This window comes from Pseudomonas berkeleyensis, assembly GCF_014109765.1.
Lineage (GTDB): Bacteria > Pseudomonadota > Gammaproteobacteria > Pseudomonadales > Pseudomonadaceae > Aquipseudomonas > Aquipseudomonas berkeleyensis.
Genome location: NZ_CP059139.1, coordinates 405,668 through 420,147 on the forward strand (window position 1 = coordinate 405,668; position 14,480 = coordinate 420,147).

At 64.2% G+C, this 14,480-nt stretch carries 15 protein-coding genes; 12 read left to right on the forward strand and 3 right to left on the reverse strand.

Translation table 11 applies throughout. The features are described 5' to 3' along the window. Window positions 1–20: 20 nt before the first annotated feature. The 12 genes from HS968_RS01935 to HS968_RS01990 all read left to right on the forward strand — a co-directional run bounded on the left by HS968_RS01935 (window position 21) and on the right by HS968_RS01990 (window position 11,364). A complete protein-coding gene (locus tag HS968_RS01935) occupies window positions 21–1,238 on the forward strand; it encodes a 2-octaprenyl-3-methyl-6-methoxy-1,4-benzoquinol hydroxylase (protein ID WP_182369907.1) in 1,218 nt (405 codons plus the stop codon). A 111-nt stretch (window positions 1,239–1,349) separates the two neighbouring features. Next, window positions 1,350–2,351, forward strand: coding sequence for an extracellular solute-binding protein (locus HS968_RS01940; RefSeq protein WP_182369908.1), 1,002 nt, complete (start codon window positions 1,350–1,352; stop codon window positions 2,349–2,351). A gap of 161 nt (window positions 2,352–2,512) precedes the next feature. Next, on the forward strand, window positions 2,513–4,129 hold the full coding sequence (locus tag HS968_RS01945; RefSeq protein WP_182369909.1) for an ABC transporter permease: 1,617 nt from the start codon (window positions 2,513–2,515) through the stop codon (window positions 4,127–4,129). A 413-nt stretch (window positions 4,130–4,542) separates the two neighbouring features. Then, the gene (gene gcvT / locus HS968_RS01950; protein WP_182369910.1) at window positions 4,543–5,625 is read left to right on the forward strand and encodes a glycine cleavage system aminomethyltransferase GcvT; all 1,083 of its coding nucleotides are present in this window, start codon (window positions 4,543–4,545) and stop codon (window positions 5,623–5,625) included. Window positions 5,626–5,717: 92 nt separating this feature from the next. Continuing rightward, on the forward strand, window positions 5,718–6,107 hold the full coding sequence (gcvH, locus tag HS968_RS01955; RefSeq protein WP_119692282.1) for a glycine cleavage system protein GcvH: 390 nt from the start codon (window positions 5,718–5,720) through the stop codon (window positions 6,105–6,107). 198 nt (window positions 6,108–6,305) lie between these two features. Further along, window positions 6,306–6,620 (forward strand): ArsR/SmtB family transcription factor, encoded by a 315-nt coding sequence (locus HS968_RS01960; RefSeq protein ID WP_182369911.1) that lies wholly within the window; start codon window positions 6,306–6,308, stop codon window positions 6,618–6,620. Continuing rightward, window positions 6,617–7,051, forward strand: coding sequence for a YeeE/YedE family protein (locus tag HS968_RS01965; RefSeq protein WP_182369912.1), 435 nt, complete (start codon window positions 6,617–6,619; stop codon window positions 7,049–7,051). The genes HS968_RS01960 and HS968_RS01965 overlap by 4 nt, the downstream gene beginning before the upstream one ends. A gap of 2 nt (window positions 7,052–7,053) precedes the next feature. Then, on the forward strand, window positions 7,054–7,473 hold the full coding sequence (locus tag HS968_RS01970; RefSeq protein ID WP_182369913.1) for a DUF6691 family protein: 420 nt from the start codon (window positions 7,054–7,056) through the stop codon (window positions 7,471–7,473). A gap of 14 nt (window positions 7,474–7,487) precedes the next feature. After that, window positions 7,488–7,679, forward strand: a complete 192-nt coding sequence (locus HS968_RS01975) for a YgaP family membrane protein (protein ID WP_179623520.1) — start codon at window positions 7,488–7,490, stop codon at window positions 7,677–7,679. 16 nt (window positions 7,680–7,695) lie between these two features. After that, a complete protein-coding gene (locus tag HS968_RS01980; RefSeq protein WP_182369914.1) occupies window positions 7,696–8,559 on the forward strand; it encodes an MBL fold metallo-hydrolase in 864 nt (287 codons plus the stop codon). After that, the gene (locus tag HS968_RS01985) at window positions 8,549–10,252 is read left to right on the forward strand and encodes a SulP family inorganic anion transporter (RefSeq protein WP_182369915.1); all 1,704 of its coding nucleotides are present in this window, start codon (window positions 8,549–8,551) and stop codon (window positions 10,250–10,252) included. The genes HS968_RS01980 and HS968_RS01985 overlap by 11 nt, the downstream gene beginning before the upstream one ends. Window positions 10,253–10,374: 122 nt before the next feature. After that, window positions 10,375–11,364: a cytochrome-c peroxidase gene (locus tag HS968_RS01990; protein WP_182369916.1), complete on the forward strand. Its 990-nt coding sequence runs from the start codon at window positions 10,375–10,377 to the stop codon at window positions 11,362–11,364. Between the two features lie 97 nt (window positions 11,365–11,461). Here HS968_RS01990 and aguA read toward each other — a convergent pair whose 3' ends face one another. From aguA to HS968_RS02005, 3 genes are all read right to left on the reverse strand, one after another. Next, window positions 11,462–12,568 (reverse strand): agmatine deiminase, encoded by a 1,107-nt coding sequence (gene aguA / locus HS968_RS01995; RefSeq protein ID WP_182369917.1) that lies wholly within the window; start codon window positions 12,566–12,568, stop codon window positions 11,462–11,464. Between the two features lie 70 nt (window positions 12,569–12,638). Then, on the reverse strand, window positions 12,639–13,523 hold the full coding sequence (gene aguB, locus HS968_RS02000; RefSeq protein ID WP_106737586.1) for an N-carbamoylputrescine amidase: 885 nt from the start codon (window positions 13,521–13,523) through the stop codon (window positions 12,639–12,641). A 263-nt stretch (window positions 13,524–13,786) separates the two neighbouring features. After that, complete coding sequence (locus tag HS968_RS02005; RefSeq protein WP_182369918.1) at window positions 13,787–14,428, reverse strand: TetR/AcrR family transcriptional regulator; 642 nt, start codon at window positions 14,426–14,428, stop codon at window positions 13,787–13,789. Between the last annotated feature and the right edge of the window lie 52 nt (window positions 14,429–14,480).

The following is a 14,480-nucleotide window of genomic DNA, read 5'->3' on the forward strand; positions in this document are numbered from 1 at the left end:
CCTACGGTTTAAGGAGTGATATGCGCGCGGATCTGATCATCGTCGGTGCCGGTATGGTCGGCAGCACCTTGGCCCTGGCGTTGGAGCACTGCGGCCTGGACATTCTCATCGTCGACGGTAGCCCACTGAGCGTGTCGCCGTTCGACGCACAGGCACCGTTCGAGCCGCGCGTCAGTGCGTTGTCGATGGCCAGTCAGCGCATCCTTGAACGCCTGGGTGTCTGGGATGGCATTGCCGCACGCCGCGCCAGTCCTTATGGCGAGATGCGCGTGTGGGACGGCTCCGGTACCGGCAGCATTCACTTCGCCGCTGCCAGCGTGCATGCCGAGACGCTCGGCCATATCGTCGAGAACCGTGTGGTGCAGGATGCCCTGCTCGAACGCCTGCACGATAGCCAGATTGGCCTGTTGCCCGGTGCGCGCCTGGAGCAGTTACGGCGCAGCGGCGATGACTGGCTACTGACTCTCACCGATGGTCGTCAACTGCGTGCCCCTCTGTTGGTGGCTGCCGACGGCGCCAACTCGGCGGTGCGGCGCCTGGCCGGTTGCGCCACACGGGAATGGGATTATCTGCATCACGCCATCGTCACCAGTGTGCGTTGCGAGCGTCCGCATCGGGCCACGGCTTGGCAGCGTTTCACCGACGATGGCCCGCTGGCCTTCCTGCCGCTTGATGGCCCGGCTGGCGAGCATTGGTGCTCGATCGTCTGGTCGACGCTGCCGGTCGAGGCGCAGCGCTTGATGGCACTGGACGACGAAGCCTTCTGTCATGAACTGACCAAGGCTTTCGAGGCGCGCCTCGGCAAGGTGCTGCATGCCGATCGCCGGTTGTGCATTCCGCTGCGCCAACGCCATGCCAAACGCTATGTGGAGCCGGGGCTGGCGCTGGTCGGCGATGCCGCGCACACCATCCATCCGTTGGCCGGGCAGGGCGTCAACCTGGGCTTCCTCGACGCTGCTGTGCTGGCCGAAGTGCTGCTGCATGCTCTGGGGCGTGGCGAGAACCTGAGTGAGGAGCGCGTGCTGAGCCGTTTCGAGCGCCGACGCATGCCGCATAACCTGGCGATGATGGCGGCGATGGAAGGTTTCCAGCGCCTGTTCCAGGCCGACCCGCTGCCGCTGCGACTGCTGCGCAACGTCGGCCTCGATCTGGTCGACGGCCAGGCCGAAGCCAAGGCGCTGTTCGTGCGTCAGGCGCTGGGGCTTTCCGGTGATCTGCCGGAGCTGGCAAGGGCCTGAGCTGACGCAACTTGTAATAACTGCCGTGTTTCGGCTTGCTGTTTACGTTGAGAAGGCAAATAACATTCACTACCATTCAGCCACTTTGCCAATCCCTAAGAGGCTGATCCCATGAAGGCTCGTAACGCGCTCCTCGCTGCATTCACCCTCAGCACCCTGGCGACCGCCGTCCAGGCCGCCGATGAAGTAGTGGTCTATTCCTCGCGTATCGACGAGCTGATCAAGCCGGTATTCGATGCCTACACCGAGAAGACCGGTGTGAAGGTGAAATTCATCACCGACAAGGAAGCGCCGCTGATCGCCCGCCTCAAGGCCGAGGGCGCCAACACCCCGGCCGACATGCTGATCACCGTCGACGCCGGCAACCTCTGGCAGGCCGAGCAGGAAGGCGTGCTGCAGCCGACCAAGTCCGACGTGATCGACGCCAACATTCCCGCTCAGTACCGTTCCAGCACCGACAGCTGGACGGGGCTGTCGCTGCGTGCGCGCACCATTTTCTACTCCACCGAGCGCGTCAAGCCGGAGGAGCTGTCCACCTACGAAGCCCTGGCCGACAAGAACTGGGAAGGCCGTCTGTGCCTGCGTACCAGCAAGAAGGTCTACAACCAGTCGCTGACCGCCACCCTGATCGAAACCCATGGTGCGGAGAAGACCGAGGAAATCATCAAGGGTTGGGTGAACAACCTGGCCACCGACGTGTTCGCGGACGACACCGCGTTGCTGCAGGCCATCGACGCCGGCCAGTGCGATGTGGGTATCACCAACACCTACTACTACGGTCGTCTGCACAAGCAGAACCCAGGTCTGAAAGTGAAGCCGTTCTGGCCGAACCAGGCTGACCGTGGCGTGCACGTCAATCTGGCTGGTGCCGGTGTGACCAAGCATGCGCCGCATGCCGAGCAGGCCAAGAAGCTGCTGGAGTGGATGACCACCGAGCAAGCGCAAAGCATCTTCGCTGGCGTCAACCAGGAGTTCCCGGCCAACCCGGCGGTCGCACCGTCTGAGGAAGTGGCTGCATGGGGCACCTTCAAGGCGGACTCCATCGCTACAGAAGTGGCAGGCAAGCGTCAGGCTGAAGCGACCATGCTGATGGATCGCGCCGGCTGGCAGTAAGTCCGTAACGATCTGCGGCGTTTCGACCCTGCTGCGTTGACAGCAGCAGGCTCCCTCCCGCTCACGAGATCGTATGGTTTGGAGGCATCCACGCCGCTGCCGTTATACTGCGACGCCCCGCCTAGCCGGGGCGTCGTCTTTTTCGTCGTCTAGGAGTCCGCGTGCCGCATCCCGTCCAGCGTCGCTGGTATCCCATCGTCCTTGCCGTCGCCGCTCTGGTGCTGATGCCGCTTTCGGTATTGCTGCTGAGCTGGCATGAGGTGGATCAGCAGATCTGGACGCATCTGTGGCAGACGCAGATGGGCCGCCTGATCGGCAATACGCTGACGCTGGTGATCGGTGTCGGTGTCGGCGTGACCCTGCTCGGCGTCAGCCTGGCCTGGCTCACCAGCCTCTGCGAGTTTCCCGGCCGGCGCTGGCTGGACTGGGCGCTGATGCTACCCTTCGCCATTCCCGCCTACGTACTGGCTTTCGTCTTCGTCGGCCTGCTAGATTTCGCCGGCCCGGTGCAGACGCTGCTGCGCGAGTGGTTCGGCAGCGGCTTTAGGCTGCCGCGGGTGCGCTCGACCGGTGGTGTGATCATCGTTCTGGTGCTGGTGTTCTACCCCTACGTTTACCTGCTTGCCCGTGGTGCCTTTCTGGCTCAGGGCAAGGGCCTGATGGAGGCGGCGCGAGTGCTCGGGCAGAGCCCCTGGCAGGCGTTCTGGCGTGTGGCCTTGCCAATGGCGCGGCCGGCCATCGGTGCCGGTCTGGCGCTGGCGATCATGGAAACCCTGGCCGATTTCGGCGCGGTGTCGGTGTTCAATTTCGATACGTTCACCACGGCCATCTACAAGACCTGGTACAGCTTCTACAGCCTGACCAGTGCCACTCAACTGGCCAGCTTGCTGCTGCTCGCCGTCGCGCTGGTGCTTTACGGCGAGCGCCGTGCCCGCGGCGCTGCGCGGCCGGCCAACGAGCGGCCAAGAGGCAAGGCGCTGTATCACCTGCATGGCTGGAAGGCCTTCGCCGCCAGTGCCTGGTGCGGTCTGGTGTTCGCCTGCGCCTTCGTCATCCCGTTGCTGCAACTGCTGGCGTGGTTCTGGCAGCGCGGCCGTTTCGATCTCGATGAGCGTTACGCCGGGCTGATCCTGCATACCCTGTACCTGGGCGGCATGGCAGCGCTGATTACCGTCAGCGTTGCGATGCTGCTGGCCTTTGCCCGCCGTCAGGCGCCGAATCGCAGCGTGCGCTTCGGTGTGGCGCTGGGCAACATCGGCTATGCATTGCCGGGCTCGGTGCTGGCGGTGGCGATCATGCTGGCGTTCAGCTTCCTGGATCGCGAGCTGGTGATTCCGTTGTCCACCGCCCTGGGGGGCGCCGGTAAGCCGCTGCTGCTGGGCAGCCTGGCGGCGCTGCTGGTGGCCTACCTGATCCGTTTCATGGCGGTGGCATTCGGGCCGCTGGAAACCAGCCTGGCGCGCATTCGCCCCTCCCTGCCTGAGGCTTCGCGCAGCCTGGGCGTCGGCGGTTTCGGGCTGTTCTTCAAGGTGTACTTGCCACTCTTGCTGCCGGGCACCTTGTCGGCCGCGCTGCTGGTATTCGTCGACGTGCTCAAGGAAATGCCAGCGACCTTGCTGATGCGCCCCTTCGGCTGGGACACCCTGTCGGTGCGGGTATTCGAGATGACCAGCGAGGGTGAGTGGGCGCGTGCTGCGTTGCCCGCCCTGACGCTGGTGCTGGTCGGTCTGTTGCCGGTGATTCTGCTGATTCGTCGCTCGGCGCGCAGTTTCGGCTGAGGGTGGTGGATTGTCTGCTGGTGCTCAGAGCAGGGCGGGTTTCCCTCGCAGGTAGGGCGTACCGGTCGGCGATCCGTTCGCGCAGCAGTACACCATGGGTTTCGATGGCAAGGTGAGGCGCTCTGGCGGACTGTTCGCTTCGCTCCTGAGTCCGCCCTACGCTCCGCGCGACCTTTGGTCAGATGACCCCCGCCGACCTTGCGGCTACAATGCGCGCCATTCGCGAGCCGGGGTAACCCGACGGACGTGCCGAGAAGCGTAAGCGAGGCCGCCAGTGCAAGGCGCAGGCAGGTGAAAAAGCGGAGTGTGCTTTTGCACATGAGCATTTTGAACCTGGTTGCAACACCGCAATGGCAACGCAGCTAGCTTCTCGGGGGTCTGAATCGCTTCGCCAAGCCCGGAAGGAGACACCCATGGGACAGCGTACCCCCCTCTATGACCTGCACCTGGCGCTGGGGGCCAAGATGGTGGATTTCGGCGGCTGGGACATGCCGCTGCACTACGGTTCGCAAGTGGAGGAGCACCATCAGGTGCGCCGCGAGTGCGGCGTGTTCGACGTCTCGCACATGTGCGTGGTGGACGTCAGCGGCAGCCAGGCGCAGGCCTATCTGCAACGCCTGCTGGCCAACGATGTAGCGCGCCTGCAGGGCACCGGCAAGGCGTTGTACAGCGCCATGCTCAACGAGCAGGGCGGGGTGATCGACGACCTGATCGTCTACCGCAGCGCAGACGGTTATCGCCTGGTGCTCAACGCCGGTACCCGCGACAAGGATCTGGCATGGATGCACGCTCAGGCCGCTGACTTTGACGTGCAACTGCGCGAGCGCCGCGACCTGGCCATGCTCGCCATCCAGGGCCCCAAGGCCCGCGTGCGCACGGCGGAGCTGGTGACCCAGGCTCGCGCTGCCCTGATCCAGGAGCTCAAGCCGTTCGAGGGACTGCCTGAAGGCGACTGGTTCATCGCCCGTACCGGCTACACCGGCGAGGATGGTCTGGAAATCGTATTGCCGAGCAGCGAGGTGGTGTACTTCCTCAACGAGCTGGTCGGCGCGGGGATCGCCCCCATTGGCCTGGGCGCGCGCGACACCCTGCGTCTGGAGGCCGGTATGAATCTCTACGGCCAGGACATGGACGAGAGCGTATCGCCGCTGGCTGCCAACATGGCCTGGACGTTGGCCTGGGAGCCAGCCGAGCGTGATTTCATCGGCCGTGCCGCATTGCAGGCGCAACGCGCCGCTGGTTGCCCGAGCAAGCTGGTCGGCCTGGTGCTGGAGGAGCGTGGCGTGCTGCGTGCTCACCAGGTGGTGCGTGTCGAAGGTATCGGTGAGGGTGAGATCACCAGTGGCAGCTTCTCGCCCACGCTGAACAAATCCATCGCGTTGGCCCGGGTGCCTGCGGCCACGGGGGATCGTGCCGAGGTGGAAATCCGCGGCAAGTGGTTCCCGGTGCGCGTGGTCAAGCCGAGCTTCGTGCGTCACGGCAAGACGCTTATCTGAACATCGGCTGCGGCGCGGGCTTCCCCTCTCGTCGTGGCCTGCTAAATTGTCCTGACGGCCCGCTTGCCGTCATCGCTTACGAGGAATGAGACATGAGCAATATCCCCGCCGATCTGCGTTACGCCGCCAGCCATGAGTGGGCGCGTCTGGAGGCCGATGGCAGCGTGACCGTGGGCATTTCCGACCACGCTCAGGAAGCCCTCGGCGACGTGGTGTTCATCGAGCTGCCGGAAGTCGGCAAGCAACTGAGCGCTGGCCAGGAAGCCGGTGTGGTCGAGTCGGTCAAGGCCGCCTCGGACATCTATGCGCCGGTCGGCGGTGAAGTGATCGCCATCAACGAAGCCCTGGCCGATAGCCCGGAAAGCGTCAACAGCGATCCCTACGGTAGCTGGTTCTTCAAGCTCAAGCCGAGCGATGCCAGCGAGCTGGATAAGCTGCTCGATGCAACTGCCTATCAGGCTGCTGCCGACGCCGATTCCTGATCGCGCCCACAGCATCGACAAAGACCCGCCTCGGCGGGTTTTTGCTTTTATGGCACTGGCTGGAGTAGCTCGCCAACCACGCTGGCAGTTTTGCCTTCGCCCGCCATCTGCTTTCACTGCGACCGTCGGTCGCCTTGGCCAACGCTCTTCAAAAATACAGTATATAAAAATATATATTGTATAAATTGAAGGTGTCTCATGGTCGATTCCCTCGACATCCAGCAACTGCGCACCAATGCCGATGCGGCCGGGCAGTTGCTCAAGGCGCTGGCCAATCCGGATCGTCTGCTGCTGCTTTGCCAGCTTTCCCAGGGTGAACGCAACGTCAGCGAGCTGGAGGCCCAGCTTGGTATCCAGCAGCCGACGCTGTCGCAGCAACTGGCCGTATTGAGGCGCGAAGGGTTGGTCGAGACCCGGCGTGACGGCAAGCAGATCTTCTACCGTATCAGCAGTCCGGCCGCGCTCGCGGTGATCGAGACGCTGTATCGCCTGTTCTGCGAGGGGCAGCAATGAACGTCGACTGGGCCAATTTCACACCCTGGAGCGCCTTGGCCGGTGGCGCGCTGATCGGTTTGGCGGTGGCGCTCTTCGCTCTGGCCAACGGCCGCGTCGCGGGCATCAGCGGCCTGCTGGGCAGTGTGTTGCAGCGCGGCGCTGAGGGGCGTGGCGAGAAAGCGCTGTTTCTCCTCGGCCTGTTGCTGGCGCCCTTGCTATGGCTGGCGTTCGCCGACCTGCCGCCGGTGCGTTTCGAGGGTGGCACGCTGAGCCTGGTCGCCGCCGGGCTGCTGGTGGGCCTTGGCACCCGCTATGGTTCAGGCTGCACCAGCGGGCATGGCGTGTGTGGTGTTTCCCGTCTTTCGCCACGCTCGCAGGTGGCCACGCTGTGCTTCATGGCCAGTGGCTTCGCCACGGTGTTCGTGCTGCGCCACCTGCTGGAGGGCTGATCATGGCCAGGCTCAGTGCATTCGTGGCGGGCTTGCTGTTCGGTTTAGGCCTGTTGCTGGCCGGTATGGCCGACCCGGCCAAGGTGCTTGCTTTTCTCGATCTGTCCGGCAACTGGGATCCGACCCTGGCGCTGGTGATGGCAGGTGCCATCGCTGTTGCAATGCTGCCGTTGAAGTTGGCAGGCAAGCGTTCCCGGGCATTGTCGGGCGGCACCATGCAGTTGCCGACTCGCCGCGATCTGGATGCTCGGCTGATTGGCGGCAGCCTGCTGTTCGGCGTCGGCTGGGGCATCGCCGGCATCTGCCCAGGGCCGGCCCTTGCGCTGCTGTCGGCCGGCCATTGGCAGGGGCTGCTGTTCGTGGCGGCGATGCTCACCGGCATGCTGATTTTTGCCGCGCTGGAAGGCCAGCGCGCACGTTGACCTGGAGGTACTCGATGAACGCCAATGTGGGAACCCTCGACCGTAGCCTGCGCATTGCCGCTGGCCTGATCCTCATTGCACTGAGCCTGGGCGGTGTCATCGGCCCGTGGGGCTGGCTCGGCGTGTTGCCGCTGGCCACTGGCATCTTGCGCTTCTGCCCGGCTTATCCGCTGCTGGGCATCAATACTTGCAAGCGCAGGCCCTGACCATTCGGGAGTCGTTATGTCCGCCGTCATCACCCCATTCTTCGATTCGGCCACGTTCACCTACAGCTATGTGGTCAGTGATCCGGCTACGGGGCGCTGCGCCATCATCGACTCGGTGCTCGATTACGACCCCGCTTCGGGGCGTACCTCGCATGCCGGTGCCGAGCGCATCGTCGAGCATGTCCGGGCGCAGGGGCTGGCGGTGGATTGGCTGCTGGAAACCCATGTGCACGCCGATCATCTGTCTGCCGCTCCCTATCTCAAGCAGGCGCTGGGCGGTCGGCTGGCCATCGGTGCGCAGATCACCCAGGTGCAGAGCACTTTCGGCAAGCTGTTCAATGCGGGGAGTGCGTTTTCCTGCGATGGCAGGCAGTTCGATCAGCTGTTCAGCGATGGCGAGTGCTTTCGCATCGGTGGTCTGGAGGCTCGTGCGCTGCATACGCCGGGTCATACCCCGGCTTGCATGACCTACGTGATCGGTGATGCGGCTTTCGTCGGCGATACCCTGTTCATGCCGGACTATGGCACCGCACGTTGCGACTTCCCCGGTGGTGATGCCCGCGTACTGTATCGCTCGATTCAACGGCTGTTCAGCCTGCCGGATACGACTCGTCTGTTCCTCTGCCATGACTACAAGGTGCCAGGGCGCGAGCATTTTCAGTTTCAGAGCACGGTAGCCGAGCAGCGTCTCCACAACGTGCATGTGCACGAAGGGATCGGCGAGGACGAGTTCGTCGCCATGCGCACCAAGCGTGATGCCACGCTAGGCATGCCGACGTTGATCCTGCCGTCGGTACAGGTGAACATGCGCGGCGGCGAACTGCCCCCGCCGGAAGACAACGGGGTGCGTTATCTCAAGGTGCCCTTGAATGTCCTTTGAGCCCTTGCGCGGCTATTTGCGCAACTCGGCCAGTGCTGATCTGATCGCGGCGCTGCTGGTCTCTCTGCTTCTGGTGCCGCAGGCGCTGGCCTATGCGCAACTGGCCGGCTTGCCAGCGGTTGCCGGGCTGTACGCGAGCATCCTGCCGCTGGCGGTGTATGCCTGGCTCGGCGGCAGTGCCGGTGTGGCGCTGTCGTTGGGGCCGGTGGCGATTCTCTCGCTGATGACCGCTGCCGCCCTGCAACCGCTCGCTGCCGCCGGCAGCGCCGCATACATGGCCGGCGCGGTCATGCTGACGGCTCTGGTCGGGCTGTTTCTATTGGCGATGAGTATCCTGCGCCTGGGCGTGCTGGCCAATTTCCTCAGCCACCCGGTGATTGCCGGATTCGTCAGCGGTTCGGCGATTTTGATCGCGGCCAGCCAGCTGGGCCATCTGCTCGGTATTCGTGGCGCGGGGCAGAGTCTGCCGGATCTGTTGCCCTCGCTGTGGGCGCAACTCGATCAGGTGCATCTGCCGACCTTGTTGCTGGGGCTGGGCAGCATCTGCTTCCTGCTGACACTCAGGCAGTTGCATCGCTGCGGCCTGCCGGTGCGTCTGGCCGGTTGGCTGGTGCGCCTTGGGGCGCTGTTGCTGGTGCTGCTGGGCATTGCCGCCAGTGCTCTGTTTGGCCTGGAAGCGCTGGGCGTGCGCGTGGTCGGGACGGTGCCAGCGGGGTTGCCGCCCTTGACCCTGCCGCCGCTCGATCTGCAGTTGCTGCGTGAGCTATGGCCGGCGGCGTTGCTGATCGCACTGGTTGGCTTCGTCGAGTCGGTATCCATCGCTCAGAGCCTGGAGGCGCGCCGGCGGCGTTCGGTCAATCCGGATCAGGAGCTGTGTGGTCAGGCCGGAGCCAACCTGGCAGCGGCCTTCACCGGCGGCTTTCCGGTAGCGGCCAGTTTCTCGCGTTCGGCGCTGGCGCTGGAAACGCCGGTAGCCACACCGCGGGTCGGCCTGTGGGTCGCGGCGCTGATGCTTGGCGCAGCGTTGGGCCTGGCGCCACTGTTGCAGCATCTGCCCCAGGCGGTGTTGGCGGCGAGCATCCTGGTGGCGATTCTCGGTCTGATCGACCTGCGCACGCTGCGTCGTACCTGGCGCTACTCGCGGCAGGATGGCGTGGCGCAACTGGTCACCCTGGTTGGTGTGCTTGCCCATGGTGTCGAGGCCGGCATTGTTCTCGGCGTCGGTCTGTCGCTGTTGCTGTTTCTCTGGCGCACCAGCCGGCCTCATATCGCCGTGATTGGCTTGTTGCCCGGCAGCGAGCATTTCCGCAACGTCGAGCGCTTCGACACGCTCGACAGTGCCACGGTGTTGTCGCTTCGGGTCGACGAGAGCCTGTATTTCCCCAATGCCCGTTATCTGGAGGAACGCATTGCCGAACTGGTGGCGGCACGGCCGCAGGCGCGGCATGTGGTGCTGCAGTGTTCGGGGGTCAACCTGATCGACGCCAGCGCCCTGGATTCGCTGGAGACCATCGGCGCTCGCCTGGCCAGCGCCGGTTTGCAGTTGCACTTCTCCGAGGTCAAGGGCCCGGTGATGGACAGGCTCAAGCGTTCGGACTTTCTCGAGCGCTTCGGCGGGCAGGTATTCGTCAGCCAGTACCAGGCGCTGGCGACGCTCGATCCTGAGTTGATCGCACGCAACAGAGCACTCTGAGCGGATTTGTTGCAAATTCTTAACGTGCCGGGTGGGGCTTGATCTGGGTCAAGCCCAGGGCAGTGGTTGGCGCGCATGGTCGAGGCATAACCAGATAAGCCAACACCTGAGGAAACATCACCATGCGCACGCTGAGCCTGCTGGCCGGACTGTGTCTGGGCGCCAGCGCCTGGGCCAATGTACCGAGCAACGAACCCGTGGAGCCCATCGCCCCCGCCGAGATCACCGACCCCGCCAAGGTCGAGCTGGGCAAGCAGCTGTTCTTCGACCCGCGCCTGTCGCGCTCGGGCTTCATTTCCTGCAACTCCTGCCACAACCTGTCGATGGGCGGCAGCGACAACCTGCCCAGTTCCATTGGCCACAACTGGCAGCAGGGGCCGATCAACTCGCCCACCGTACTCAATTCCAGCTTCAACCTCGCGCAGTTCTGGGATGGCCGCGCCGCCGACCTCAAGGAGCAGGCTGCCGGCCCTATCGCCAACCCGAAGGAGATGGCCTTCACCCACATTCTCGCCATCGACGTGCTGCGCTCGATCCCGCAATACCGCGAGTCGTTCAAGACGGTGTACAAGACCGACGAAATCACCCTGGACGAAGTGACCGATGCCATCGCCGAGTTCGAGAAGACCCTGGTCACGCCCAACTCGCGCTTCGACCTGTGGCTCAAGGGCGATGCCAAGGCCATCACTCAGACCGAGCGGGAGGGGTATGAGCTGTTCAAGTCCATCGGCTGCGTGGCCTGCCACAACGGGCCGGCGCTGGGCGGCAACTCGTTCCAGAAGATGGGCCTGGTCGAACCCTATGAAACCAGCAATCCCGCCGAGGGTGTGGCCGGCCTGACCGGCAAGGATGCCGACCGCTTCAAATTCAAGGTGCCGACCCTGCGCAACGTCGAACTGACCTATCCCTACTTCCACGACGGCGCTTACTGGAAGCTGGAGGAGTCGGTGGACATCATGGCCCGCCTGCAACTGGGGCGACAGCTGAGTGAGGACGAGATCGGCAAGATCACCGCCTTCCTCAAGACCCTGACCGGCGAGCAGCCGAGCTTCGCCCTGCCGATCCTGCCGCCGTCGAACAACGATACGCCGCGTCCGCAGCCGTTCGAGTGAGTTGGCCCTACACGAAACGCCCGGCATGTGCCGGGCGTTTCGTGTAGGGCGGGTGAAACCCGCCGAGGGTTGGCGGGTTTCACCCGCCCTACATGGTTCAGCGCCCTTGCGGCGCTGGCTGCTGCTGGGTGATGCAGTGGATATTGCCGCCACCGAGCAGAATCTCGCGGCCCGGCACCATCACCACGCGATGCTCGGGGAAGATGCGCTGGAGAATGGCGCGGGCTTCTTCGTCCTTCGGGTCATCGAAACTCGGCGCGACGATGCCGCCGTTGACGATGAGGAAGTTGACGTAGGAGCCGGCCAGGCGAACCTCCGGGCTACGCTCCTGACTGCCATCGACGATATCGACGCCCGCGCACTCTTCGGCCGTGGCGTGGATCGGGCCGGGAATCGGCATCTTGTGCACGGTCAGTTGACGACCCTTGGCGTCGCGAGCGCTTTCCAGCACGCGCATGGCGGCCTGGCAGCGCGGATAGTTGGGGTCATTCTGATCCTCGGTCCAGGCCAGCAGCACTTCACCGGGGCGCACGTAGCAACAGAAGTTGTCGACGTGGCCGTCGGTTTCGTCGTTGAACAGGCCGTCCGGTAGCCAGATCACCGTGTCGACGGCCAGGTGCTCGCGCAGCACGGCTTCGATCTCTTCACGTGACAGGTGTGGGTTGCGGTTCCTGTTCAGCAGGCACTCTTCGGTGGTGATCAGGGTGCCTTCGCCATCGACATGGATCGAGCCGCCTTCGAGCACGAAACCCTCGGTGCGGTAGCGCTTGCAGCCTTCGATTTCGAGAACCTTGCGTGCCACCTGGTCGTCACGCAGCCAGGGCCAGTACAGGCCACCGTCGAAGCCGCCCCAGGCGTTGAACGCCCAGTCCACGCCGCGCACTTCACCGCTGGCATTGGTGACGAAGGTCGGCCCGGTGTCACGCACCCAGGCGTCGTCGGTGGTGATTTCCACCAGGCGGATGTTGGCGTCGTCCAGGCGCGCGCGGGCGTTTTCGTACTGCGCTGCGGACACGCAGACGGTCACCGGTTCGAACTGGGCGATGGCCTTGGCCACCGCGGCGAAGGCGGCCTGTGCCGGCTTGCCGCCGTTGCGCCAGTTGTCAGGGCGTTCGGGCCAGACCATCCAGGTCTTGCTGTGGGTTTCCCATTCCGCCGGCATGCGGAAGCCATCGGCGCGTGGAGTCGTGTTCAGGGTGGTCATATTTCGCTTCCGTAGGGTGCGTCATGCGCACCGGCAAAGTGTTTGGAGGGTTAGGTGCGCATAGCGCACCCTACGGGATCGAGGGTGTTTCACCGTCGAGCGTGGAAAGCGGCCAGTATAGGTTCGGCCGGCGGTCGCGGAACACACCCCAGGCGGTGCGGATCTTCTCCAGCGCGTCCAGATCGAAGCTGTGCAGCGCAATGCCTTCCTCGGTCTGGTTCAGCTCCTTGACCTTCTCGCCGTACTGATCGGCGATGAACGAGCTGCCGTAGAAGGTGATGTCGTAGCCGTCCTGTTCCTCGCGTCCGATGCGGTTGCTGGCCACCAGCGGCATCACGTTGGCGCCGGCATGGCCTTGCTGCACACGCTGCCAGTGCTCACGTGAGGTGATGTTGGCATCGTGCGGTTCGCTGCCGATGGCGGTGGGGTAGAAGAGGATTTCCGCGCCCATCAGCGCCATGCTGCGTGCGCATTCCGGGAACCACTGATCCCAGCAGATACCCACGCCGATGCGTGCGTAGGCGGTGTCCCAGACCTTGAAGCCGGTATCGCCCGGGTTGAAGTAGTACTTCTCGTGATAGCCGGGCCCGTCCGGGATATGGCTTTTCCGATAAATCCCGAGATTTGTGCCGTCGGCATCGAGGATGGCGATGCTGTTGAAGCGGGCGCGGCCGGCGCGCTCGAAGAAGCTGATCGGCAGCACGACCTTCAGCTCGGCAGCGACCTTCCGGAAGTGCGCGATGGCCGGATTTTCCTCCACCGTGGTGGCCAGCTGGGTGTAGTCGGCGTTGGGCTTTTGGCAGAAGTAGGGTGCCTCGAACAGCTCCTGGATCAGGATGATCTGGGCGCCCTGGGCTGCGGCCTGACGCACCAGCTTCTCGGCATTGGCGATGTTTGCAGGGGTATCCCAGGAGCAGGCCATCTGGGTCGCAGCGACGGTAACGATACGGGACATGAAGCACCTCTTGGCTCGTTCGCAGGCCGCTCCGGCGGCCCATTCAGAGTGCCGTGGCTGAACCTCGACCAGGGCGGGATGCTCGATTTATATCCGATAAATATCGGTATTAGAAGATGCTTTTAGTCGGCTGAGTGAAATAAATGCGATTTTTATCGGATTTATATTGGTTCGGGCCTTAGGTGGCGGGGCGCCTTGGTTGTGTAACGCGATTGGTCGCAGCGTCAGATGCCATCGGTGCGCACGGCGCACCCTTCGGTGGATTACACCAGCGGTGCAGGCCTTTTCGGCAGCGCGGCCGGCAGGTACAGGCCCAGGTAGGCGTCGAATACGCGCATGCCTTCCTCGGCCAGGCGCGGGGTGATCTCCCCGTGCAGTTGCACGGAGCGGGCGTAAACGCGATCCCCCAGGGACATGGCCAGAGTGAATACGTCGATATCCATCGGCAATTGCGGCAGAGGGAAGTGTCGCTCGAACAGTGCCCGCATCAATCGGCCCAGCTCCAGATCGTGCTGGTGATCAGCCTGGGTCACCTCGGCCAGACCGTGCTGGGCGAGGATCAGCTGCCGTGCGGCGGCGTCCTTGGCATAGATAGCCAGCATGCGCTGCTCGACCAGGCGCGAGAGGTCGTGCCAGGTGCGTAATGCGGCGTGCTCGACCGGTTCGAGCAGGCTGCCACGGAAGGCGGCGTGCACGTCTGCGGTCAGCCCTTCGAGCAGGGCCGGCACGCTGGCGAAGAAGTGATACACCGAGGACGGCGGAATGCCGGCGCGTTCGGCTACCGTGTAGATCGACAGGTTGGCCATGCCCTGCTCGGCCAGCAGCTCACGAGCGGCAGAGAGGATCACGGCGATACGGGCCTGGCTGCTGGCGCGCGGCTTGCGGGTGCTGGCGGGGCGCGACATGGTGGGCTCCTCGGTGGGCGAGGCGCTATTGGACGTCAGCTGGCGCCGGCGA

Bases quoted from the DNA above. Each gene is read 5' to 3' on its own strand.
- HS968_RS02005 (WP_182369918.1), bottom strand. From the start codon at position 14,428: ATGTCGCGCCCCGCCAGCACCCGCAAGCCGCGCGCCAGCAGCCAGGCC.
- HS968_RS01975 (WP_179623520.1), top strand. From the start codon at position 7,488: ATGAACGCCAATGTGGGAACCCTCGACCGTAGCCTGCGCATTGCCGCT.
- HS968_RS01965 (WP_182369912.1), top strand. From the start codon at position 6,617: ATGAACGTCGACTGGGCCAATTTCACACCCTGGAGCGCCTTGGCCGGT.
- gcvT (WP_182369910.1), top strand. From the start codon at position 4,543: ATGGGACAGCGTACCCCCCTCTATGACCTGCACCTGGCGCTGGGGGCC.
- HS968_RS01970 (WP_182369913.1), top strand. From the start codon at position 7,054: ATGGCCAGGCTCAGTGCATTCGTGGCGGGCTTGCTGTTCGGTTTAGGC.
- HS968_RS01985 (WP_182369915.1), top strand. From the start codon at position 8,549: ATGTCCTTTGAGCCCTTGCGCGGCTATTTGCGCAACTCGGCCAGTGCT.
- HS968_RS01980 (WP_182369914.1), top strand. From the start codon at position 7,696: ATGTCCGCCGTCATCACCCCATTCTTCGATTCGGCCACGTTCACCTAC.
- HS968_RS01960 (WP_182369911.1), top strand. From the start codon at position 6,306: ATGGTCGATTCCCTCGACATCCAGCAACTGCGCACCAATGCCGATGCG.
- aguA (WP_182369917.1), bottom strand. From the start codon at position 12,568: ATGACCACCCTGAACACGACTCCACGCGCCGATGGCTTCCGCATGCCG.
- HS968_RS01940 (WP_182369908.1), top strand. From the start codon at position 1,350: ATGAAGGCTCGTAACGCGCTCCTCGCTGCATTCACCCTCAGCACCCTG.
- aguB (WP_106737586.1), bottom strand. From the start codon at position 13,523: ATGTCCCGTATCGTTACCGTCGCTGCGACCCAGATGGCCTGCTCCTGG.
- gcvH (WP_119692282.1), top strand. From the start codon at position 5,718: ATGAGCAATATCCCCGCCGATCTGCGTTACGCCGCCAGCCATGAGTGG.
- HS968_RS01990 (WP_182369916.1), top strand. From the start codon at position 10,375: ATGCGCACGCTGAGCCTGCTGGCCGGACTGTGTCTGGGCGCCAGCGCC.
- HS968_RS01935 (WP_182369907.1), top strand. From the start codon at position 21: ATGCGCGCGGATCTGATCATCGTCGGTGCCGGTATGGTCGGCAGCACC.